We start from the raw sequence: 22,324 nt of genomic DNA on the forward strand, positions 1-22,324 counted from the left end.
AAATTTTTATAAATTTTAGGATAAATATTAAAATGTTTTTTGAAATAGCATTAATAGGAACAACCGCGAGTGGAAAAACATACATAGCCAATACTTTAGCAAGAGAATTTAATGCTGTTGTTTTAAGTCTTGATAGTCTTTGTGTTTATAAAGAGATTAATATAGCAAGTGCCAAGCCTTCACAAGATGATCTTGCGAGTATAAAATACTTTGGGGTAAATTTATTGAGCGTGAATGAACATTTTAATGTTGAGTTATTCATAAGAGAATATCAAAAAGCAAAAGAATTTGCTTTAGCTAGAAATTTACCTCTAATTATAGTAGGTGGAACTGGATTTTATTTAAAAACTATGATAGATGGTTTAAGTGAAAAAACCTTAGAGTCAAAGAGTTCTTTAAATAACGATGAAATTTATGCTCTTTTATTAAATATTGATCCAAACTATAAAATAGAAAAAAATGATACTTATAGATTAAAAAAATGGCTGGGTATTTATGAACAAACAAGAGAAATTCCTAGTGAATTTTTAAAAAGAACACAAAAAACTGGGGTGCTTAAAGATATAGAAATTTATGAGCTTGCGTGGGATAAAGAAATTTTAAAAAAACGTATTAAAACTAGAACAAAAGAAATGCTTGATAATGGACTTTTAGATGAAGCAAAAATTCTTTTTTCTAAATTTGATCATAAACTTAAAGCATTAAATTCTATAGGTTTGAAAGAGTGTAAAGAATATTTAGATGGAGAAATTTCCTTTAAAGAGCTTGAAAATTTAATCACGATACATACTACACAACTTGCCAAAAGACAAAGAACTTTTAATAAAAAATTTCAAAGTAAAGCCTTGGAATTTGATAAAGCTTTAGCTACTTTAAGAATGAAATTTTCAATCGAAAAATAAATGTTCTATTAGAATTTTTACTCCTAGTATAATTAAAACCAATCCGCCTAAAAGTTCAGCTTTATTTTTAAGATAAATTCCAAATTTATTCCCTATTTTTAGAGCAATGATACATAAAATGAAGGTGATAATACCTATTAAAAATATAGCTAATAATAAATTTACATTTAAAAATGCAAAACTCACACCAACTGCTAGTGCATCGATACTCGTAGCAATTGCTAAAGCTAGCATGGTTTTAAAGCCAAATTGATTGGCATTACTATCGCAATTTTCATTTTCCAATGACTCTTTGATCATTTTTAATCCTATTAAAGAAAGTAAAATAAAAGCTATCCAATGATCAATACTCGCAATAAAAGATGCAAAAGTTATGCCTATAAAATAACCAATAGTTGGCATCAAAGCTTGAAATCCACCAAAATAAATTCCAACAATAAGATAATGTTTTAAATGTAGTTTTTTAACACTAAAACCTTTGCATAGTGATACAGCAAAAGCATCCATTCCTAAAGCACAGGATAAAAAAATAAGACTATAAAAATCCATAATAAATCCTAAAATTTTATAAAAAATTGAAGATGAAATTATAATCAAACAAAGATAAAAATCACATAATTTTGATATATTTAATTAAATTTTAAGAAATAAATATATATAATTCAATTTCATTTTTATTTTTTACTCCTTAAAAGTGGCCCATTCGTCTAGCGGTTAGGACATCGCCCTTTCACGGCGGTAACACGAGTTCGAGTCTCGTATGGGTCACCACTTTTTAATTTTTCTTTTAAAATAACAATTTTTTCATTTTTTCTATTGAAATTTAATAAATATTAATAATTTATTTTGTAGAATACGAATAGCTTTTGATATAAGTCTATTATAGACTTATATCAAGGCTGGGCATTATTGAGCTGGTGTTTGCTCTTTTGTTTTTTTGTGAGTTTTAGCTTCATGTTTTTTATCAGCTTTAGCTTTTGAATGATGAGCTTTTGTATGTGTTTGATTCACATCGCTTGGAGTATTAGCTGCAAAAACATTAGCTGCGAAAGCACCTAGTAATGCTGAGATTAGTACAACTTTTTTCATATTTTCCTCCTTATGAATAATTTTTAGTTGCAAATTAATTGTAATTATTAAAAATCAACAAATAGATATTTTTGTAAAAATATTTCAAAAAAATATAATTTTTTATAATATATTTAAATTATTATTAAAATATATTATAAATGTATCTTATTTTATTTAGGTTAAATAAATAGAAATTTTACCCACTAAGCTTTTAAGATATTTTTACTCTTTTTAATATTATTATGGTAATATTTTCAATATCAAACTAAAAATAAAGGAGAAATTATGTTTGAATTAAGAAAATTACCTTATGATACCAATGCTTTTGGTGATTTTTTGAGTGCTGAAACTTTTAGCTATCATCATGGAAAACATCACAATACTTATGTTACAAATCTAAATAATCTTATTAAAGATACTGAATTTGCAGGTAAAGATCTTGTAAGTATTATCAAAACTTCAAATGGGGGCGTATTTAATAACGCAGCTCAAGTTTATAATCATGATTTTTATTTTGATTGCATTAAGCCAAGTACAGGCTGTGGCTGTGGCGGTTCATGTCAAAGTATAGATGCTAATTTACAAGCGGCACTAGAAAAAGAATTTGGATCTTTAGAAAATTTCAAAGCTGAATTTATCAAAGGTGCTACAGGAGTTTTTGGTTCAGGATGGTTTTGGTTAGTTTATAATACTAAAAATCAAAAACTAGAATTTGTAGGTACTTCAAACGCAGCTACACCAATTACTGAAGATAAAGTTCCTTTACTTGTTGTAGATGTTTGGGAACATGCTTATTATGTAGATCATCGCAATGCACGCCCTACTTATTTAGAAAAATTCTATGCTCATATTAACTGGGAATTTGTTGCAAAAGCTTATGAATGGGCTTTAAAAGAAGGCATGGGATCAGTTAGCTTTTATGCAAATGAACTTCACCCTGTAAAATAACTTTAATCTTTTTTGTGCTAGAATGGATTTTGACATTAAGTCAACATTCTACACAAAAAGGGACAAAAATGGATAATTCTTTATCTGCATATACTCAAAAATATGACAAAGAAGGTTATGGACTTCAATATCCTGATGGTCATGTTATAAGATTTTACGAGAGAATCTTAAAATACAAACTAAGCAAAATAAGTGGAAAATTACTTGATTTTGGTTGCGGAAATGGAGTGCATTCTAAGTATTTTAAAAATATAACCGGGGGGGGGGTATAGAGCCTTATGGCATTGATATAGTTCCTAGTTTAAAAAAAGTTTGGGAAAAAGATCCTTGCTTAGATTCTAAAAATTTTCACATCATATCTCCTAATTCTAGCTTTAAAAAACTCTTCAATACAAAAATGGATTTTATATTTGCAAATCAAAGCTTATATTATCTTACAAAACAAGCTTTTAAAGAAGCTGTGCAAGAATTTTATGAACTATGCAATGAAGGAGCTATTATATTTGCAACCATGATGAGCGATAAAGGCTATAGTATGTATGAAAGAGGAGAACTTATGGATAATGGCTTGCGTGAAGTAAAAGGATGTCCAAGTGGTAGATTGAGTGGTTCTTCATATATACGCTTTACTAAAGACATAGAAGAATTAAAAGAAGATTTTAAACCTTTTAAACCTTTATTTTGGGGAGATTATGAATTAATTAATCTGTATAATTTTGAAGGCAGTGTGGAGCACTTTATTTATATAGGACAAAAGTAAGTGCTCTAGCACTTACTCTCCTAAGCTTGGAGTCATTTCGATAATCTTCCAAGGAAGTCCTTGAGAATTCAGTTCTTCCATAAAAGGCTTAGCGTCAAATTCTTCCATATTAAACACGCCTTTTCCTTGCCAAATCCCTTTAGCGATTAATTTCGTGCCTATCATAGCAGGAACACCTGTAGTATAGCTCACAGCTTGTGCACCAGTTTCTTTGTAGCATTCTTCATGATTGCAAACATTATAAATATAAACTTGCTTGTCTTTTCCATCTTTTTTACCACGAATCACACAACCTATATTGGTATAACCTTTAGTGCGTGGTCCCAAACTTGCAGGATCAGGAAGTAAGGTTTTTAGAAATTCTATAGGAATGATTTCTTTTCCTTGGTGCATCACAGGTTTAATCCCTAACATTCCAACATTTTCAAGACATTTCATATGAGTTAAATAACTTTGTCCAAAGGTCATAAAAAAGCGTATTCTTTTTAAACCTTTGATATTTTTTACCAAACTCTCAAGTTCTTCGTGATAAAGCAAATAGCTATCTTTCACACCTACTTCTGGATAATCCCACTCCATTTTTATTTCCATAGGCTGCGTTTCTATCCACTTGCCATTTTCCCAATAACGCCCTTTAGCAGAAACCTCACGCAGGTTGATTTCAGGGTTAAAATTGGTCGCAAAAGCATAGCCATGATCACCTGCATTGCAGTCTAAAATATCTATATAAGAAATTTCATCAAATAAATTTTGCTGTGCATAAGCACAAAAAACATTAGTTACACCAGGATCAAATCCACTTCCTAAAAGTCCTAAAATTCCTGCTTGTTTAAACTCATCATTTCTCGCCCATTGCTCTTTGTATTCAAATTTAGCTAAATCAGGATGTTCATAATTTGCCGTATCTACATAATCAATTTTTGCTTTTATACAAGCATCCATTAAACTCAAATCTTGATAAGGCAAAGCCACATTGAGTAAAATTTGTGCTTCTGTTTTCTTGATAAGTTCTACAACTGCATTGCTATCATCAGCATCAATTTGTGCCGTTTCAATTTGAACCCCTAAACGCTCTTTGATAAAAGCAGCGATTTCATCACATTTGCTTTTTGTTCTACTAGCTAAAGTGATTTTACTAAAAGTATCAGAATTCATTGCACATTTTACAGTAGTCACACGACTTACCCCACCTGCGCCTATGATTAAAAGATTTTTCATTCCTATCCTTCAAAAATTTTTTTGATTTTATCAAATTTAAACTAAAAATTGATAATATCAAAACTTATTTTCTCTTCTAAATCATAACTTGAACTCACCAAAATAAAAAAAATTATATTTTTATAAAGTAATTTTAGCCTACAAAAAGCCCCTAAAAATTCTTTTTGTAAAATTTTAGCCTCAAAGCGATTTCCTATTTTAAGCTCTGCATAACCAAAAATATAATTTTTTGAAGCTATCCAAGCAAAAAATTCATCTTCTAAATCAAGTTTTTCTTCTATGATATTTAAATCAGGTAAAATTTGTGCACTTTTAAAATCAGGTTTAAAATAAAGTTCTTTAGGATTTGCATGAGCTAAAATTTTTCCTTTTTCTAAAAAAGCGATTTGATCAGACATACAATAAGCATCTTCAATATCATGAGTTACCATAATAGCCGTAATGCCTTGATTTTCTATCATTTTTTTCAATTCTCTTCTTAAATCCTGTTTTAAATTTTGATCCAAATTAGAAAAAGGTTCATCTAAGAGCAAAAGCTTACATCCTCTTGCTATAGCTCTAGCAAAAGCCACTCTTTGCGCTTGCCCTCCTGAAATTTCATCGATTTTTTTATATCGTAAATCTTCAATTTCAAAAGTTTTAAGCAAATGATTTAAAATTTGATTTTTATCTTTTTTATCATAAAGTGCAAAAAGTATGTTTTTTTCAACATTTAAATGAGGAAATAAAGCATAATTTTGAAACATCAAAGCCACTTCACCTTTGCAAGAAAACAAATCATAAGAACTAGCTTGTTCAAGCTTAGCAATAATCCTTAAAAGTGTGCTTTTTCCACTTCCACTACCTCCTAAAATGCTTAAAAATTCTCCTTCTTTGACATGAAGATTGATATTTTCTAAAGCTTGTATTTTTCCAAAATTTTTAGATAAATTTTTAATTTCTAACATCATCTTTCCTTGTGATTTTATCCATCCAAACAACAACCATTAAAGAAAGAAAAACGATAAACAAGGAAGGCAAAGCTGCATCATAAATTCTTTCATCACTTGCAAACCAGAAAGCTTTAACACTTAAAGTTTCAAAGCCAAAAGGCGCTAAAATTCTACTTAAAGGAAGTTCTTTAATCGTATCAATAAAAACAATAATAAAAGCTAAAAATAAAAAATGTTTCATTAAAGGTGTGTGAATTTTAAAAAATAAAATAAAATAACTCGCTCTTAAATTTAAACTTGCCTCATCAATATTTAGATGAATTTTATTATATCCTCCTTCTAAAGAATAAATTGCACTCGCTAAAAAACGAATTATATAAGCAAAAACAAGAACAAGTAAAGAATTTCCTAATAAACTCATATGAAAAATTTTATCCAAAAATACAAAAAGTACTATAATGCTAATCCCTAAAGCAGCAGCAGGTATAGAATAACCCAAAGAACTTATTTTTAAAATAAATAAATTAAAAAAATGATTTTTAACTATCCTAGAACTAAACATCAAAAAATAAGCTAAAAAAGTGGTAATTAAAGCAGTGACTAAAGCTAAGATTATAGTTTGAAAACTGATAATATAAAATTGTGATTCAAAAAGCTTATGATCTTTTAGCCCCCAATAAACTAGCCAAATAAAAGGTAAAATAAAACCTACAAAAGCAATCATAAAACAATAAATACAGGATAGAATTTGTTTAATAGGATTTAAATTTCTTTTTTTGATAAAAAGAGCTAAATTTTGATTAAAACTATAATGATGTTTATTTTTATAATAATAATCCACATACATAATCAAAAATACAAAAAGCATTAAAATACCCGATAAAACACTAGAAGAATAAGAATCATTCAAATCATACCAGAGTTTAAAAATTCCAGCCGAAAAAGTATCCACTCCCAAATAAGCACTTGCACCATAATCACTCAAAGTTTCCATTAAAACCAATAAAGCTCCAGAAAAAATGGCAGGTCTTGCACTCAAAAGTGCCACGCGTGTAAAAATTCTAAATTCAGAATATTTCATGATTTTAGCTACTTCATAAGCCTCTTTAGCTTCACTTTTAAAAGCTGTTTTAGCAAATAAATAAATATAAGGATATAAAGAAATAGCCAAAACAAAAATAACACCATAATGATTGAAAAAATCTATCCTAAAGCCAAAATTTTCGTGAAAAAATCCTTGAAAATCCATAATTCCCACATAAACAAAGGCTAAAATATAAGCAGGTATGGCTAAGGGTAAAATGAGTAATTTTTCTAAAATTTTACAGAAATAAAAATCATAATTTGCGATCAAATAAGCAGAACTCACACCCAAAATCAAGCTTAAACACAATACTCCCATGCTAATTATAAAAGTATCTTTGATGAATTTTAAAAATAAATAATCAAAAAAATGACTCAAATTTTCTTTAATAGATGAAAATTGGGTTAAATCACTTGTATTAAAATTTTGAAATAAAATATAAAAAAGTTCAGCAAAAATACCAAAAATAGGTAAAGCAAGAAAAAGGGCAAGTAAAATTGCCCCGAGTTTATAGTATTTTAAGGTTTTATACATTATCTAAAACCGACTTCATCGTAAATTTTAACCGCTTCTTTAATATTTTCTGCTATCTTACTCACAGGGATTTGATCTTCTTTGAAAGTTCCAAAATCTTTTACCGTTTGGCTTAATTCTACATCATTTCTTATAGGAAATTCATAATTACTATCAGTAAGAATTTTTTGAATTTCAGGACTTAACATAAATTCCATAAATTTTTTAGCCGCATCTTGATTTTTACTTGATTTTGTCATAGCAATACCGCTAATGTTAATATGCGTTCCTCTATTGTCTTGATTAGGAAAAATAATACCCAAAGAATTCCCCACTTCTACATCTTTTGGATTTTTAGAATTCTTTAAAAGCCCTATATAATAAGTATTCATAACTGCAAATTTAGCTTCGCCTGCAAATACTTGTCTGGCTTGATCTCTATCTCCACCCTTTGGATTTGTCGCAAGATTTTCAAGCACACCTTTAGCCCATGCTTTAGCCTTTTTATTTCCATCATTAGCTATAATAGATGCTAAAAGAGTTTTGCTATAAGGAGCTGTAGCACTTCTCATAACAATTTCTCCTTTAAATTCAGCTTTTGCTAAATCTTCATAATTTTTCATTTTGCTAATATCGATATTTGCGTTTTTGTTGTAAGCAATAATTCTTGCTCTTTTTGTAATCGCAAACCACTCTTTATCCTTATCTCTTAAATGAGCAGGTATAAATTCTTCTAAATATTTTGATGAAACAGGGGATAAAAGTCCTAAATTTTTAGCTTCTGTAAGATTTGAAATATCAGCTGTGATGAAAATATCAGCAGGGGAATTACTTCCTTCAAGAGAAAGTCTTTTAATAAGTTCTGAAGCTTTAGCTTGAGTATGATTGACCTTAATACCTGTTTTTTCTTCGAATTTTTTTATGATTTCAAAATCAGCATTATAATGTCTTGCTGAGTAAATATTAAGCTCACTAGCACCTAAAAATGAAAAAGCCGTTAAAAACATAAGAAAGATTTTTTTCATATTTTATCCTTTATTGAGAATTATACTCGGTTTTATTAAGATCTTTAAAATCGGTATGAGAATGTTCAGAGCAAGCAAAAGCAAAGCCAACGCATAGTAAAAATAAAATTATTTTTTTCATAGACATTAATTCCTTTTTAGATATTTTGATAAGAAATATTAATATTAAAAAGTAAATATGACGTAATCTTTATATTTTTATATTTCTTTAAAGAATAAAGAGGTTTATTTTTGACACATGTGTTGATAAATTTATGATTTTTAATAAACTCTTGATTAAATAAAGTTGATTAAAATTTTTCTTTTAAAAGGTAGTAGCATGTTTTCTTCATTTTTTGCAAGTAAAAAATGGGCTTTATGGGCTTATTTGGGACTTTTTTTACTGTTATTTTTCTTATATATACAAACAAGCTTAAACGTTGCAATCAATTCATGGTATAGTGATTTTTACAATGTTTTACAAAAGCCAAAAATAGAACTTTTGGATTCTAATTCTACGCAAAAAATAGAAGAAAATCTTGAAAATAATACCACTTTAATCCAAGAGGCTAATCAAAGAGCTGAGCAAAATTTCCAAAAAGCTAATTTTATCAATAAAGGCGCATTGTATTATTATCAAAATTTATTAGAATATTTTTTCAACTCTAGGGCTATGATTGAAAAGCCAAATTATTCAGCAAATGATTTTTATGCTTTGATTTTAGTTTTTTTGGCTATTGCTATTCCTTATGTTTTAATCGCTACGATTAATATCTATTTTGCTAGCGTCTATGCTTTTAAGTGGCGTGAGGCTATGACTTTTTCTTATTTAAAATTTTGGAAAAATAAAGATGATAATATAGAAGGAAGTTCGCAAAGAATTCAAGAAGATACTTATAATTTTTCTAAAATTGTAGAGAGTTTAGGACTTAGTTTTATAAAAGCTTTGATGACCCTTGTAGCATTTATTCCGATTTTATGGAGTTTAAGTGATGTTGTGAGTAAAGCTTTATTTGCAAATTTAAGCGAAAATTCTTCTTTTTATTTTTTAAAAAACATTGATGGTTTGCTTGTTTATATTGCACTTTTGATTTCTTTAGGAGGCTTGGTTGTGTCGTGGTTTGTAGGTATTAAGCTTCCTGGACTTGAATATAACAATCAAAAAGCTGAAGCAGCTTTTAGAAAAGAGCTTGTTTATGCTGAGGATAATCGCAAAGAATACGCTAAAAATGAGACTATGATAGAGCTTTTTACAGGGCTTAAATTTAACTATAAAAGACTTTTTTTACATTATGGATATTTTAATATTTGGCTCATTTTATTTGAGCAAATGATAGTTATAGTGCCATTTTTAATCATGGCACCAGGGCTTTTTGCCGGAGCTATAGGACTTGGTATTGTAATGCAGATTAATAATGCATTTGATCAAGTACGAAGCTCTTTTAGTGTTTTTATCACAAACTGGACAACTATCACTCAACTTAGAAGTATATATAAGCGTTTAAAAGAATTTGAGAAAAATATTTCTTATAAGTCTTAGTTTTTTCTTATAAAATACAAGAAAAAATTCAAATATTAAATTTACTTTTAATTGTGTATAATAAGGTTTAATAATATTTTATTTCTTAAGGAGCTTCATTGGACCCCAGTCAGGTTTTGGATTTAAACCAAACTTCTACAGCATCTTTTGATGCAGGATATTCTATACTTATGGTTGTTGTTGCACTTGCTCTAGTGTTTTTAAATGGTTTTTTTGTTTTGTCTGAATTTAGTATTGTTAAAGTACGTCGTTCCAAGCTTGAAGAGATGGTAAAAGAAAAAAAAGCTGGTGCCAAGAAAGCTTTCGAGGTTACTTCAAGACTTGATACTTATCTTAGTGCTTGTCAATTAGGAATCACTTTAAGTTCTCTAGCTCTTGGTTGGATAGGTGAGCCTGCTATTGCAAAAATGCTAGAAATTCCGCTTATTAATCTTGGTTTTAGCACTGTTATTATCCACACTATGGCTTTCATTATTGCTTTTAGCATTATTACTCTTTTACATGTGGTTTTAGGAGAACTTGTGCCAAAAAGTATAGCTATTGCAGTTGCAGATAAAGCGGTTTTATTTATAGCTAGACCTCTTCATTGGTTTTGGATACTCTTTTTGCCTTGTATTAAAATTTTCGATTTTTTAGCAGCTATAAGTTTGAAACTTTTTGGAATAAAACCTGCTAAAGAAAGCGAGCTAACTCATAGCGAAGAAGAAATTAAAATCATAGCAAGTGAGAGTCAAAAAGGTGGAGTTTTAGATGAATTTGAAACAGAGATCATACGCAATGCTGTTGATTTTTCAGATACTGTTGCTAAAGAGATTATGACTCCTAGAAAAGATATGATTTGTCTAAATAAACAAAAAAGTTACGAAGAAAATATGCAAATCATTTGTGAATATAAACATACTCGCTTTCCTTATATTGATGGTTCTAAAGATACTATTTTAGGGATGATACACATACGAGATATAATACAAAATGAATTAAGCCATAAAAGTCAAAATTTAGATACTTTTGTTAAACCTTTGATTTTGGTTCCTGAAAATATCAGCATTTCAAAAGTACTTGTAATGATGAATAAAGAACGCTCTCATACTGCATTAGTAGTTGATGAGTATGGTGGAACTGCTGGAATTTTAACCATGGAAGATATCATGGAAGAAATTATTGGCGAAATTAAAAGCGAGCATGAAGAAGACAGCTATAAAAAACTTGCTGAAAATATCTATGAATTTCAAGGACGATGCGATATAGAAACTGTTGAAGAAATGCTTGTAATAAACTATGATGAGGATTTAGAACAAGTTACTATAGGTGGTTATGTATTTAATCTTTTAGGACGCTTGCCTATGGTAGGAGATCGCATTGAAGATGAACTTTGTTACTATGAAGTTAAAAAAATGGATGGGAATTCTATAGAGCGTGTTAAGGTGGTTAAAAAAACAAATAAAGATGAAGAATAAGCCTCTTTAGGCTTATTTCTTTTTGTAAATTTGGTTTTTAATTTCTATACACTCAAAACTTTTTTTATCTAGTGTAACTACGCGTAAATATCCACCATCATCTATTTTACCCTCGCATAAAAATACTCTTTTGGCTATTTTCATAGGAAGTTTTTCTTTATTTCTGTGTCCAAAGATTTGATAAAGATTGTCCGAGGTGAAATTGCAAAATTGATTTGCTACTTTTTGACTGTCTTCATATCCACCTACACCATAAATAAAATCATGGCTTGGTATAAAACTTATTTTTTCAGGTTTGGAGGGTATAAAATTTACTCCTCCATGTGAACAAAATATGAATTTATTTTGGAATTTGTAGTATAAACATTCTTTTAGATGAGGATAGAGTTTTCTAGCATCTCTTGGAGTAAGTTTTTCTTTTCTAAAATCCTTTAAAGTATTTTCATTAAATTCTTTGGAATTTGACAATTCTCCATTAGCCCATTTTATAAGATGTCTTTCGTGATTTCCTTCTAATAAGCATACGTTTTCTTTTTCGCAAATTTTTAAAAGAAATTTTATTACTTTGCCATTTTCTATACCTCTGTTGATATAATCTCCCAAAAATATATAAAATTCATCTTCTTTGATTGTTTTAATGTATTCTTTTAAAACACTATAACAACCTTGTAAATCTCCTATATGATGAATTTTTTTGTATTTGCTTAAATTTGGCATTTGGTAAAGACATTTTTTCCAGTCTCTTGAGTCTAAAATTGGGTATTTTTTTGGATTTTTTTTGAGTAAATCTTGAGTTTTTTCCAAAAGAGCATAAGGGATGATATATCCATTTTTTTTAGCTTCTAAAAGATTTTTTTCTTGACATTGTTTTAAAGAGCTATCAAAAACAATAACATACATTTTATAGCGATATTGTTTAGCTAAGTCTTTATAAATTTTTAATGTTTCATTGTAAGCGTTTATGATGCAAAATTCACCTTTTTGCATACGCATTTCTAGAAGTTTGAGTAAAATTTTACTCAAATCTTCATCATTTTTAACATTTAAAATTTTATATTCACTGACTATATTTTTAACGCTTCCTGATAAAAGACGCAAAGCATTTAAATCAAGTGTATAATTTTGAAGTTTATTATTTTTGATAAATTCTTCTTGTCCTGCGTAATAATTCCCTCTTAAAACAAGTAAGATTCGCACATTCTTTGCCTAGATTTTCTTTAAAAATTCAGTTTTTAAAACAATAACTCCAAATTTGTCTACTCTAGCCTCAATTTCACCTTCTTTAGAAGTGAGCTTAATATTTTTTATAGTAGTTCCACGTTTTAAAGTTGTACTTACACCTTTAACCTTAAGATCTTTTATTACACTCACGCTATCACCTGCGTTAAGTTCTGTTCCATTAGCGTCTTTAGCCATTTTTTTCCTTTCTTTGATCTAAAATATTTAAAATTTGCACCACTAAAGCAAAAGCCATAGCAGTATAAATATATGCCTTATCAATATGAATATCAAAACTTTCAGCAACTAAAACTACGCCTATTAACACCAAAAAAGCTAAGGCTAAAATTTTAATGCTTGGATATTTTTCAACAAAATTTGCTATAGGTTTAGAAGCAAAAAGCATCACAGCTACTGCGATAATAACAGCGATAATCATGATGGTTACATCTTGAGCAATTCCTACTGCGGTAATAACACTATCAAGCGAAAACACTATGTCAATCACAGCAATTTCAGCTACAACTATCCAAAGTTTATTGCTTGCTTTAAAATGACTTTGGCCTTCTTCTTGATGAGAAATTTGCTCTTTAATTTCTTTAATAGACTTTACAATCAAGAAAAGCCCACCTAGTAAAAGAACTAGATCTCTTCCTGAAATTTCATTGTCCAATACACTAAACAAAGGTGTTACAAGTTTCATCACCCAAAAAAGAGATAAAAGAAGTAAAATTCTTGTAATCATTGCAAAAGCTAAACCTAAAATACGTCCTTTATCACGATGTTCAGGGGGTAGTTTGCTTACTAAAATAGCTAAAAAAATGATATTATCTATCCCTAGTACAATTTCAAGAGCACTTAAAGTAGCTAAAGTAATCCAAGCATCAATACTAAATATCCATTCAAACATAAATTTCCTTGAAAATTTTAAAATTTTTTAAAGCGATATTTTATAGTTTTAAAGCAAATACCTTTAATTCTTTAAGAAAAAATTTCAATCACACTTAAGGGTAAAATTTCATGTTCTAGACTATGAATTTTTTCTTCAAATTCTTCAAAACTCAAATTTCTTTTTTCAAAAGCTTTTTGAGCTATAATCATTCCACCATCAAGTTCTTCACTGACCCAATGCACGCTGACTCCAGCCACTTTCATATCACTTTCATAACTTTCTTTAATCGCATGTGCTCCTTTAAAAAGGGGTAATAAAGAAGGATGAAGGTTAATTGCTTTAATATTTTTTGTAAAAACAGGACTTAAAATTCTCATAAAACCTGCTAATACAGTAAGATTTGCTCCACTTTCTTTGATTTTTTGTACCAAAATCGTATCAAATTCTTCACGAGTATTATAAGCCTTATGATCAACAATGACAGTATCAAGACCAAATTTTTTTGCTCTTTGTACACCAAAAGCATCTTTTTTATTACAAATGCAAAGTACTACTTCATAGGTATTTTCCCCTATGGTTTTTTTATGAAGTTTTTCTAAAATATTTTCTAAATTACTTCCATTTCCACTAAAAAGTACAGCTAATTTTACAAGCATTTTAATCCTTTGATAAGTTTTAAAGCGTCAAAGCTATTTTTATTAAATTTATATTTTTTTGCAACAAGTCCATGAGCTAAAGTAGCATTTTTTGCTGCTTCTAAAGCGCTAAAACCAAAACCTAAATGTGCAGCAATCATTCCACTTAAAACATCTCCACTCCCACCTTTAGCTAAGGCTTGATTTCCTAAATTTACAACAAATAATTTTTCTTTTTGCACAATAATAGGATTTGCTCCTTTTAAAACAAGAACACAATCATAATTTTGTGAAAATTTTCTAGCATAGAAAAAGCGATTTTTTTGCAATGTTTCTATATCTAAATTCTCATCAAAGCACATTTTATAAAGTTTTATAAATTCTTTTGGATGAGGGGTTATAACAACATCTTTTCTGTTTAAATACCAAAGCAAAGCTTCACTTAAAAAGCAGTTTGCATCCAAGATCAAAGGAGTGTTTTGCAAAATTTCATCTTTTAGAAAATCCAAATTTTCAAGCCCCATACCTAAAGCAATAGCACTTGCATTATTTTCAATTTTTTCTTTTAACATCAAAAGAGGCGAGAAACTTTTTTGTGCTACTAAAGAAACAAGACCTGCTCCAAAATTTAAGGCTCCAAGTCCTGCTAAAGTTCCAGCACTTGCATTGGCAACTATATAAATATGGCCAAAATTTCCTTTATTGGCGTTGATTTTTCTATCTATAGTTTTTAAATCTTTTTTTTCAAGCAAAAAAGCTTGAGAATTAGGGTAAAATTTCTTAGATCTAATGCCTAAATTGGCTATTTTAATCCTTCCTACAAATTCCTTAGCAAAATCTTCAAGTAAAATTTCCTTTAAAGCTCCCATACAAAATGTAATATCAGCTTTAAAACAAGGATAAAATCCCAAATTTGTAGGTATATCACAAGCTATTTTTAAAGCCTTACTTTGATTAACTTTTTGAATAATTAAACTTGTTTTTTCATCTAAACAACGATTTGAACCTGTACCTAAAATACAATCAATGATAATATGAAATTTTTTAAAATTGGGTTCTTTTTTACAAAATTTAAAAGCATAATTTTGTAAAATTTGCTCTTGTTTTTTAAAAAGCGTATTTTCTTTAAAGCCTATTTTATAAGCTTTAGCGTGTTTTAAATTTCTTAAAGCCACCAAGCCATCTGAAGCGTTGTTACCCCCGCCTAATAAAAAAAGTATTTTTACTTTTCTAATCTTGCGTTGAATGCGAATTTTTTTAGCTTCTTTTTTAATTAGCTTGGCTAAATTTAATCCCGCATTTTCCATTAAAATAAGCTCATCTAAGCCTTTATTTATAGCATTTTGTTCTAAAATTTTTATATTATCAATAATAGCTTTCATAATCTTTTTTCACCAAAAAATATATATTTTTTTCTCTTTCTTCTTCAAATTTTTTCATTTTGGGTAAAAATTTCTGGATCAAAGCACGAAAATTCTTAAAACCATAATTTTGCGGATGAAAATCCGAGTATTTGCGGTTCATATTAGTACGGATTTGTGCGTATTCGGCACGTCCTTTTTCATCGATAAGTTGTTCGGTGATATTGATTAAAGCTCTTAAATAATCCTTACTTAAAATATCTTCTTTTTTACTCTCATCTTTATCTAAATAAAAAAATTCACTAAAGGCATTTACATAAGATTTTATAGACTTTTCAAGCCCCATTCCTATAACCTGTTTTTTATTTTCTCTTAATTTTTGAATGAGTGAAGTATAATCGCTATCGCTTGAAACAATAACAAAAATATCTATGTTTTTTTCATAAAATATGGACATGATTTCAGTGATTAAATACATATCGCTTGAGTTTTTGTTGGCTGCAAAATTAAATTGTTGCATAGCAATTAAAGAATATTCAGCAATTTGCTCTCTCCAACCTTGTATATTTTTTTGAGTCCAATCTCCATAAATGCGTTTAATGATAACCTCTCCATAATCTGAAGCGATATCAAAAATACTTTTAGCGTATTTTGCAGGGATATTTTCTGCATCTATAAAGATAGCTATACTTTTATTTTCCATTTTAATTCCTTGCTCTAAAGCTTAAAGCTTCTAAAATATGGGTTTTGTTAATATTAAGACTTTGTTCTAAATCCGCTATACTTCTTGAAACTTTTAAAATTTTATTGAGTGATCGCAAAGAAAGATTATAACGTGAAATTGCTAAATCTAGTGTATCTTTGGCATCTTTTTCCAATACACAAAAACGACTTAAATCTTCATCTTTTAATTTCCCATTAAATTCTTTTTGCCCCCGTTTTTTACCAAAAATAAAAGCTTGTAAAATTTTTTCACTCATTTCTTTAGAACTTATACTCGTTTTATCATCCTTGCTGATCTCATCCATAGCTACATAAAGATCAATCCTATCCATAATAGGAGCTGAAATGTGATTTTTGTATTTTTTAATCTCATTTTCACTACAAACACAAGAAAGATTTTTAGAAAATAAATTTCCGCAAGGACAAGGATTTTGGGCAGCTATAAAGCTAAATTTTGTTTCATAAGTGATTTTAGAATTTACTCTTGAAATATGAATTTTATGATCCTCTAAAGGCTCTCTTAAACTCTCTATGATTTGCTTGTTAAAATGTGGAAATTCATCAAAAAACAATACTCCACCATTTGCAAGTGCGACTTCTCCAATTCTAGCATTTTTTGTTCCTCCGCCAAAAATACTTGCTCTTGTAGAAGTATGATGAGGATGACGAAAAGCACGAATTTTAGTAAATTCACAATCTTTTGAATCTAAAGACATATAAGCATTTTGCATTAAAATTTCACTTAAACTTTGAGGAGGCATGATATAAACAAGGCGTTTAGCACACATACTTTTACCACTTCCTGGACTTCCTTCAAATAAGATATTATGCATACCTAAAGCAGCTATCATACAAGCTCTTTTAGCTTTTTCCTGCCCTTTGATGTCTTTAAAATCAAGTTTAAAATCCATATTTTGTAAAAAAATTTCATTTTCTATTTGCAAAGGGTTTGTAAATAAAGGATGATTGTGCGAGAAGTGAAAATTTTCATAATTTTTTTCTTTAAAAAACTCTATTGCTTCATTTAAATTTTCAAGTCCATAAACCTCCAAATTTGGTATCATGGAAGCTTTTTGAGCTATGCTTTTTGGAACAACGATTTTAGCTTTTTTAATTTTAGCAGAGAGAAACAAAAGCAAAGAAAAAAGCTCGTTAGTGCTTTTAATACTTCCATCAAGTCCTAATTCTCCTACTACAAAAAAGTCATCTAATTCTTCATTTTGCAAAAGGATTAATAAAGCAATGGCCAAATCAAAATGAGATCCCTTTTTTGGGATGCCTGAAGGACTAAGATTGATAGTAATTTTTTTAGCAGGAAAAGCAAAATCACAACTTAAAAGCGTGGCTTTGATGCGTTCGATACTTTCCTTAATCGCTACACTTGCAAGTCCTACTATGCTTAAATTTGGCAAACCTCTTGTAAAAGTGGATTCTACCTCTATAATGTCTAAGCCTTCATGAAAGCTTATGCACTTTAGTTTTTTCATTTCTCTTTTTTATGATTTTTCTTCTTTTTCTTAAATTCTTTATCGAATTTTTGACGCTTAGCAAAAGAAATTTTTTCTATAAATAAATGTCCATTTAAATGATCATTTTCGTGTTGAATGGCCACAGCTAAAAAACCTTTTGCTTCAAGTTCTTTAAATTCTCCAAAGCGATCTTGATATTTAAGTAAGATATGATTATAGCGTTTTACTTCTTCGAAAAAATCTGGCACACTCAAACACCCTTCTGTGCAAGTGATCATTTCTTCATCTAAAGGAATAATTTCAGGATTAATAATCTCTAGCAAATCTTCTTTTTTTTGTTCATCATTTTCATCAAAAATATTCACAAGTAAAGCACGCAAAGGAATATCCACTTGAATAGCTGCTAAACCTACTCCATTACTTGCTATCATAGTTTCATACATATCATCAAGCAAGGTGTGAAGTTCTGCATCAAATTTATTTACAATTTCAGAGTTTAAAAAAAGTCTAGGATTAGGATAAGTGATAATTTTTCTAACCATTAAAAAACCTTTGTTTTAAATGATCTCCAAAGAAATCATTTAAAACTTTTTTCCAAAACCTTATCAATCAGTCCATATTCTTTAGCTTCTTGTGCTGACATGAAAAAATCTCTTTCTGTATCTTTTGCTATTTTTGTAACTTTTTGCTTAGTATTTTTTGCCAAAATATCATTAAGTATAGTTTTAAGTCTTAAAATTTCTTTAGCTTGAATTTCAATATCTGTGGCTTGACCTCTAGCTCCACCTAAAGGTTGATGAATCATAATGCGTGAATTAGGCAAAGCAAAACGCTTTCCTTCTGCGCCACAACTAAGCAAAAATGCTCCCATAGAAGCAGCTTGTCCTATGCAAATCGTACAAACATCAGGTTTGATATAGTTCATAGTATCATAAATACTAAAACCACTTGTAATGACACCGCCTGGAGAATTAATATAAAGATAAATATCTTTTGTAGGATCTTCAGCTTCTAAAAAAAGAAGTTGTGCTACGATAGAAGCAGCAAGTTCATCATGAATTTCGCCACTTAGCATAATAATTCTATCTTTTAAAAGGCGTGAATAAATGTCATAACTTCTTTCACCACGACTGGATTTTTCAATAACATAAGGAATAAACATTATTTATCTTCTTTCTCTTTTTTGCTCGCTTTTTCCGATTTTTCTGTTTTTGGCATAAAAATATCATTAAAAAGTTTTTCTTCAATTAAAGCCATTTTCACAGCAGGTAAAGCTCCTTGTTTTTTATAGTTTTCTAAATGCTCTTTTGGATTCATACCATAGCGATATGCTTCAAAATAAATCGCTTGAATCAATTCTTGATCATTTACTTCAATCTTACGCAATTTTGCAAGCTCATCAATAATAAAAGTAAGTTTTACACTTTTTTGCGCTTCTTCTTTAAAAGAATCACGTTTTTCTTGATATTTTTCTTTACTTGCTTTAAGCTCTTCAATTTCTTTTTCACTAAAAGTATTAAAAGCTGCACGCATTTGCATATCAGTTTCTTGTTCTACTATGCTTTTAGGTAAATCAAAATTATATTTTTCAATCAAAGCATCTGCAAATTTACCTTTTAATTCGTCATTTGCAAGTTTAAAAAGCTTTTCATTTTTGATTTGCTCTTTTAATTTTTCATCTAAAACTTCAACACTAGTTTTTTCTTCTCCTGGTAAAAGTTTTTTAAGCATTTCATCATCAAGCTCTGGAATTTTAAGCTCTTGAATTTCATGTAGTTTTACTTTAAATACCGCATCTTTACCTGCTAAATGCGCTGCACCGTATTCTTTAGGGAAAGTTACTTTGATATCTTTTTCTTCACCTATTTTCATTCCTATCATACCATCTTCAAAACCTGGAATAAATTGCTTAGAACCAATTTCTAAAACATAATTTTCAGCTTTACCACCTTCAAAAGCTTTATCATCTACAAAACCTTCAAAATCAAATTTTGCAAAATCACCTTCTTTTAAAGCTCTTTTTGTTTTTATAGCTTCAGGAGTAGCAAAACGCTTTAAAAGTTCATCTTTTTTCTCATCAATTTCTTTTTTACTTACTTTTGGAGTTTGATATTCAGGGATGAGTTTTTCATAACCCTCAAGTTTAATTTCAGGTTTAAAAGAAAGTATTAACTCAGCAATAATTTCTCCATCTTTACGATCAAATTTTTCAAAATATGGCTCACCTACAAGCTCTTTACTTTCTTTTTTAAGTTCTTGTAAAGCACTATTTACAGCAGATTTAAAAAGATTTTGTTCTGCGTCTTGAGTGAGTTCTCTTTCATATCTTTTAAGTACAGCACTTACAGGAACTTTTCCTGGTCTAAACCCATCCATTTTTACGCTTTTAGAAGCTTTTTTTGCTAAATTTTCTACTTCATTTTTAATGATTCCTGAAGGAATTTTTACACTAGCAGTCGCATTAACAGAATCTAGTTGCTTTGCCTTTACTTCCATAGTTTTTTTCCTTATAAAATAAAATTTGCTTTCAATCATAGCAAATTTTTCCTTATTACTTGCATAAAATTTTAAAGTAATTTATGATAAAATTGCAATATTACATTATTATTAAAATAATAAAAATATTTTTGGAGAAAAGTTTGCAAAAAAAATTTGAAGATTGTGTTAAAACTATGCTTGAAATTATAGGAGAAAATCCAAATCGTGAAGGACTGATTAAAACACCAAATCGTGTTTTTAAAGCTTATGAATTTCTTACTAGTGGTTATACGCAAAATGTCAAAGATATTTTAAATAATGCTTTATTTGAAAGCTCTAATAATGAAATGGTTTTGGTGCGTGATATAGAATTTTACAGTCTTTGCGAACATCATCTTTTACCTTTTTTTGGGCGTGCTCATGTAGCCTATATCCCTAATAAAAAAGTAGTAGGTTTAAGCAAAATTCCACGCCTTGTAGAAGTGTTTGCAAGAAGACTTCAAATTCAAGAACAACTTACCGAACAAATCGCACAAGCTTTAATGGAAAATGTCGATGCAAAAGGTGTGGGTGTAGTCATAGAAGCAAGACATATGTGTGTTGAAATGCGTGGAGTGCAAAAAGCTAATTCCACCACTACAACTTCAGCTTTGCGTGGAATTTTCTTGAAAAATGAAAAAACCAGAGAGGAATTTTTTTCTCTCATAAACTCTGCTAAACAGGTAAGATTTTAATGAATCTTGAAAAATTACGCTCTAAACTCGGTAAAGAAAATTTAAGTGCTATTTTTGGAGAGATTACAAAAATTTCTGCTACAAGCATAGAAATTCGTGGGCTTAAAACAGGGGTTGGAGATATAGTGAAGTTAGTTTCCAATGAAAATGAAAATTTAAACACTCTAGCTATGGTTGTAGAAATCAAAGAACAATTTAGCTATTTAAGCCCTTTTTCTTTTATAGAAGGTTTTAAAATAGGCGATCGTGCTTTCATAAGTGATGCAGGTATGCAAATAGGCGTTAGCGATGAACTTTTAGGCAGAGTAGTAGATCCTTTTATGCGTCCAAAAGATGGTAAAGGAGCTATAGAAGTAAGTAAATATATGCCTATAATGCGTGCACCTATTGATGCGATGAAAAGAGGGCTTATAGAAGAAGTTTTTCCCGTGGGTGTTAAAACTATAGACGCACTTTTAACTTGTGGTGTAGGGCAAAAACTTGGTATTTTTGCAGGAAGTGGGGTAGGAAAATCCACTCTTATGGGAATGATAGTTAAAAATTCCAAAGCTCCTATAAAGGTAGTGGCGCTCATAGGAGAAAGGGGGCGTGAAATTCCTGAATTTATACAAAAAAATTTAGGCGGAAAGCTCGATGATACAGTGATTATTGTTGCTACAAGTGATGATAGTGCTTTGATGCGTAAATACGGTGCTTTTTGCGCAATGAGTGTGGCAGAATACTTTAAAGAACAGGGCAAAGATGTACTTTTTATCATGGATAGTGTAACGCGTTTTGCTATGGCACAAAGAGAAATTGGACTAGCTCTTGGGGAGCCTCCTACAACCAAAGGTTATCCGCCAAGTGTTTTAAGTCTTTTGCCTCAACTCATGGAAAGAACGGGTAAAGAAGAAGGTAAAGGCACTATAACAGCCTTTTTTACCGTTTTGGTAGATGGAGATGATATGAGCGATCCAATCGCCGATCAAAGTCGTTCTATCTTAGATGGACACATTGTTTTAAGCCGTGAATTAACAGACTTTGGAATTTATCCTCCTATTAATATACAAAACTCCGCTTCAAGGGTGATGAGTGACATTATAAGTCCTGAACATAAACTTTGGGCAAGAAAATTTAAGCGTTTAAACTCGCTTTTAAAAGAAAATGAAGTATTGCTTCGCATCGGTGCTTATCAGAAAGGAAGTGATAAAGAACTTGATGAAGCTATTTCTAAAAAAGAATTTATGCAAAAATTCTTAGGACAAAATCCTGAAGAAAGCTTCGAATTTAATCAAACTTTAGAGCTTTTAAGTCAAATTGATACACCAAATACTCCTTTGCCACCAACTCAAAATATAAATGTAGGAAGTGCAAGTGCAACCTTGCCTAATCCTAATTTAAAATAA

General features: G+C 29.5%; 24 protein-coding genes, 1 tRNA gene and 1 pseudogene. 9 read left to right on the forward strand and 17 right to left on the reverse strand.

Features of this window, described 5'->3' with window-relative positions; all coding sequences use genetic code 11:
• The first annotated feature begins 32 nt into the window (after positions 1-32).
• Positions 33-902: a tRNA (adenosine(37)-N6)-dimethylallyltransferase MiaA gene (miaA, locus tag AJN64_RS00210; RefSeq protein WP_002851982.1), complete on the forward strand. Its 870-nt coding sequence runs from the start codon at positions 33-35 to the stop codon at positions 900-902.
• Here the strand turns inward: miaA and AJN64_RS00215 are convergent.
• Positions 888-1,451, reverse strand: a complete 564-nt coding sequence (locus tag AJN64_RS00215) for a manganese efflux pump MntP family protein (protein WP_002851996.1) — start codon at positions 1,449-1,451, stop codon at positions 888-890. The genes miaA and AJN64_RS00215 overlap by 15 nt on opposite strands.
• Before the next feature lie 147 nt (positions 1,452-1,598).
• Between AJN64_RS00215 and AJN64_RS00220 the strand changes: the two genes are divergently transcribed.
• A tRNA-Glu gene (locus AJN64_RS00220) sits at positions 1,599-1,673 on the forward strand.
• Between the two features lie 135 nt (positions 1,674-1,808).
• Here the strand turns inward: AJN64_RS00220 and AJN64_RS00225 are convergent.
• A complete protein-coding gene (locus AJN64_RS00225; protein WP_002851904.1) occupies positions 1,809-1,991 on the reverse strand; it encodes a hypothetical protein in 183 nt (60 codons plus the stop codon).
• A 267-nt stretch (positions 1,992-2,258) separates the two neighbouring features.
• Here AJN64_RS00225 and sodB point away from each other — a divergent pair, with 267 nt between their 5' ends.
• From sodB to AJN64_RS09630, 3 genes are all read left to right on the forward strand, one after another.
• On the forward strand, positions 2,259-2,921 hold the full coding sequence (sodB, locus tag AJN64_RS00230) for a superoxide dismutase [Fe] (RefSeq protein ID WP_053872470.1): 663 nt from the start codon (positions 2,259-2,261) through the stop codon (positions 2,919-2,921).
• 68 nt (positions 2,922-2,989) lie between these two features.
• Complete coding sequence (locus AJN64_RS09625; RefSeq protein WP_070292523.1) at positions 2,990-3,193, forward strand: hypothetical protein; 204 nt, start codon at positions 2,990-2,992, stop codon at positions 3,191-3,193.
• Between the two features lie 125 nt (positions 3,194-3,318).
• A complete protein-coding gene (locus AJN64_RS09630) occupies positions 3,319-3,681 on the forward strand; it encodes a hypothetical protein (protein ID WP_002870694.1) in 363 nt (120 codons plus the stop codon).
• Positions 3,682-3,693: 12 nt separating this feature from the next.
• Here the strand turns inward: AJN64_RS09630 and AJN64_RS00245 are convergent, their stop codons facing one another.
• The 5 genes and pseudogenes from AJN64_RS00245 to AJN64_RS00265 all read right to left on the reverse strand — a co-directional run bounded on the left by AJN64_RS00245 (position 3,694) and on the right by AJN64_RS00265 (position 8,580).
• Positions 3,694-4,899, reverse strand: a complete 1,206-nt coding sequence (locus tag AJN64_RS00245) for a saccharopine dehydrogenase family protein (protein WP_053872469.1) — start codon at positions 4,897-4,899, stop codon at positions 3,694-3,696.
• Positions 4,900-4,940: 41 nt separating this feature from the next.
• The gene (locus AJN64_RS00250; RefSeq protein WP_083271904.1) at positions 4,941-5,849 is read right to left on the reverse strand and encodes an ABC transporter ATP-binding protein; all 909 of its coding nucleotides are present in this window, start codon (positions 5,847-5,849) and stop codon (positions 4,941-4,943) included.
• Positions 5,833-7,449, reverse strand: a complete 1,617-nt coding sequence (locus AJN64_RS00255) for an ABC transporter permease (protein WP_070292525.1) — start codon at positions 7,447-7,449, stop codon at positions 5,833-5,835. The genes AJN64_RS00250 and AJN64_RS00255 overlap by 17 nt, the downstream gene beginning before the upstream one ends.
• Positions 7,449-8,453: a Fe(3+) ABC transporter substrate-binding protein gene (locus AJN64_RS00260; protein WP_053872467.1), complete on the reverse strand. Its 1,005-nt coding sequence runs from the start codon at positions 8,451-8,453 to the stop codon at positions 7,449-7,451. The genes AJN64_RS00255 and AJN64_RS00260 overlap by 1 nt, the downstream gene beginning before the upstream one ends.
• Positions 8,450-8,580: pseudogene (locus tag AJN64_RS00265) on the reverse strand (hypothetical protein). Before AJN64_RS00265 ends, AJN64_RS00260 begins: the two are co-directional and overlap by 4 nt.
• Positions 8,581-8,772: 192 nt before the next feature.
• Here AJN64_RS00265 and AJN64_RS00270 point away from each other — a divergent pair.
• Both AJN64_RS00270 and AJN64_RS00275 read left to right on the forward strand, forming a co-directional pair.
• A complete protein-coding gene (locus AJN64_RS00270) occupies positions 8,773-9,972 on the forward strand; it encodes a putative transporter (protein ID WP_002866340.1) in 1,200 nt (399 codons plus the stop codon).
• Between the two features lie 98 nt (positions 9,973-10,070).
• Positions 10,071-11,429 (forward strand): hemolysin family protein, encoded by a 1,359-nt coding sequence (locus tag AJN64_RS00275; RefSeq protein WP_053872465.1) that lies wholly within the window; start codon positions 10,071-10,073, stop codon positions 11,427-11,429.
• A 12-nt stretch (positions 11,430-11,441) separates the two neighbouring features.
• Here AJN64_RS00275 and AJN64_RS00280 read toward each other — a convergent pair whose 3' ends face one another.
• From AJN64_RS00280 to tig, 10 genes are all read right to left on the reverse strand, one after another.
• Entirely contained in the window at positions 11,442-12,626 is a 1,185-nt protein-coding gene (locus AJN64_RS00280; RefSeq protein ID WP_052781292.1) for a metallophosphoesterase, read from the reverse strand.
• A 9-nt stretch (positions 12,627-12,635) separates the two neighbouring features.
• On the reverse strand, positions 12,636-12,845 hold the full coding sequence (locus AJN64_RS00285) for an alkylphosphonate utilization protein (protein WP_002933768.1): 210 nt from the start codon (positions 12,843-12,845) through the stop codon (positions 12,636-12,638).
• Complete coding sequence (locus tag AJN64_RS00290) at positions 12,838-13,557, reverse strand: TerC family protein (protein WP_053872464.1); 720 nt, start codon at positions 13,555-13,557, stop codon at positions 12,838-12,840. The genes AJN64_RS00285 and AJN64_RS00290 overlap by 8 nt, the downstream gene beginning before the upstream one ends.
• 71 nt (positions 13,558-13,628) lie before the next feature.
• Positions 13,629-14,195 carry a phosphoribosylglycinamide formyltransferase gene (purN, locus tag AJN64_RS00295; protein WP_002851620.1) on the reverse strand — a complete coding sequence of 189 codons (567 nt, stop codon included), beginning with the start codon at positions 14,193-14,195 and terminating at the stop codon, positions 13,629-13,631.
• The gene (locus AJN64_RS00300; protein WP_002851837.1) at positions 14,186-15,556 is read right to left on the reverse strand and encodes a bifunctional ADP-dependent NAD(P)H-hydrate dehydratase/NAD(P)H-hydrate epimerase; all 1,371 of its coding nucleotides are present in this window, start codon (positions 15,554-15,556) and stop codon (positions 14,186-14,188) included. Before AJN64_RS00300 ends, purN begins: the two co-directional genes overlap by 10 nt.
• Positions 15,540-16,238 carry an NYN domain-containing protein gene (locus tag AJN64_RS00305; RefSeq protein ID WP_002826913.1) on the reverse strand — a complete coding sequence of 233 codons (699 nt, stop codon included), beginning with the start codon at positions 16,236-16,238 and terminating at the stop codon, positions 15,540-15,542. Before AJN64_RS00305 ends, AJN64_RS00300 begins: the two co-directional genes overlap by 17 nt.
• A gap of 1 nt (position 16,239) precedes the next feature.
• A complete protein-coding gene (locus AJN64_RS00310; RefSeq protein ID WP_052949939.1) occupies positions 16,240-17,745 on the reverse strand; it encodes a YifB family Mg chelatase-like AAA ATPase in 1,506 nt (501 codons plus the stop codon).
• Complete coding sequence (gene def / locus AJN64_RS00315; RefSeq protein ID WP_002870676.1) at positions 17,742-18,269, reverse strand: peptide deformylase; 528 nt, start codon at positions 18,267-18,269, stop codon at positions 17,742-17,744. Before def ends, AJN64_RS00310 begins: the two co-directional genes overlap by 4 nt.
• 35 nt (positions 18,270-18,304) lie before the next feature.
• The gene (gene clpP, locus AJN64_RS00320; protein ID WP_002861003.1) at positions 18,305-18,889 is read right to left on the reverse strand and encodes an ATP-dependent Clp endopeptidase proteolytic subunit ClpP; all 585 of its coding nucleotides are present in this window, start codon (positions 18,887-18,889) and stop codon (positions 18,305-18,307) included.
• The gene (gene tig, locus AJN64_RS00325) at positions 18,889-20,223 is read right to left on the reverse strand and encodes a trigger factor (RefSeq protein WP_070239802.1); all 1,335 of its coding nucleotides are present in this window, start codon (positions 20,221-20,223) and stop codon (positions 18,889-18,891) included. The genes clpP and tig overlap by 1 nt, the downstream gene beginning before the upstream one ends.
• A 143-nt stretch (positions 20,224-20,366) precedes the next feature.
• Between tig and folE the strand changes: the two genes are divergently transcribed.
• Complete coding sequence (folE, locus tag AJN64_RS00330) at positions 20,367-20,939, forward strand: GTP cyclohydrolase I FolE (RefSeq protein WP_002880936.1); 573 nt, start codon at positions 20,367-20,369, stop codon at positions 20,937-20,939.
• Complete coding sequence (fliI, locus tag AJN64_RS00335) at positions 20,939-22,324, forward strand: flagellar protein export ATPase FliI (protein ID WP_002854283.1); 1,386 nt, start codon at positions 20,939-20,941, stop codon at positions 22,322-22,324. The genes folE and fliI overlap by 1 nt, the downstream gene beginning before the upstream one ends.

The organism is Campylobacter sp. BCW_4332 (assembly GCF_001763175.1).
In the GTDB taxonomy this organism is placed as follows: Bacteria; Campylobacterota; Campylobacteria; order Campylobacterales; family Campylobacteraceae; genus Campylobacter_D; species Campylobacter_D jejuni.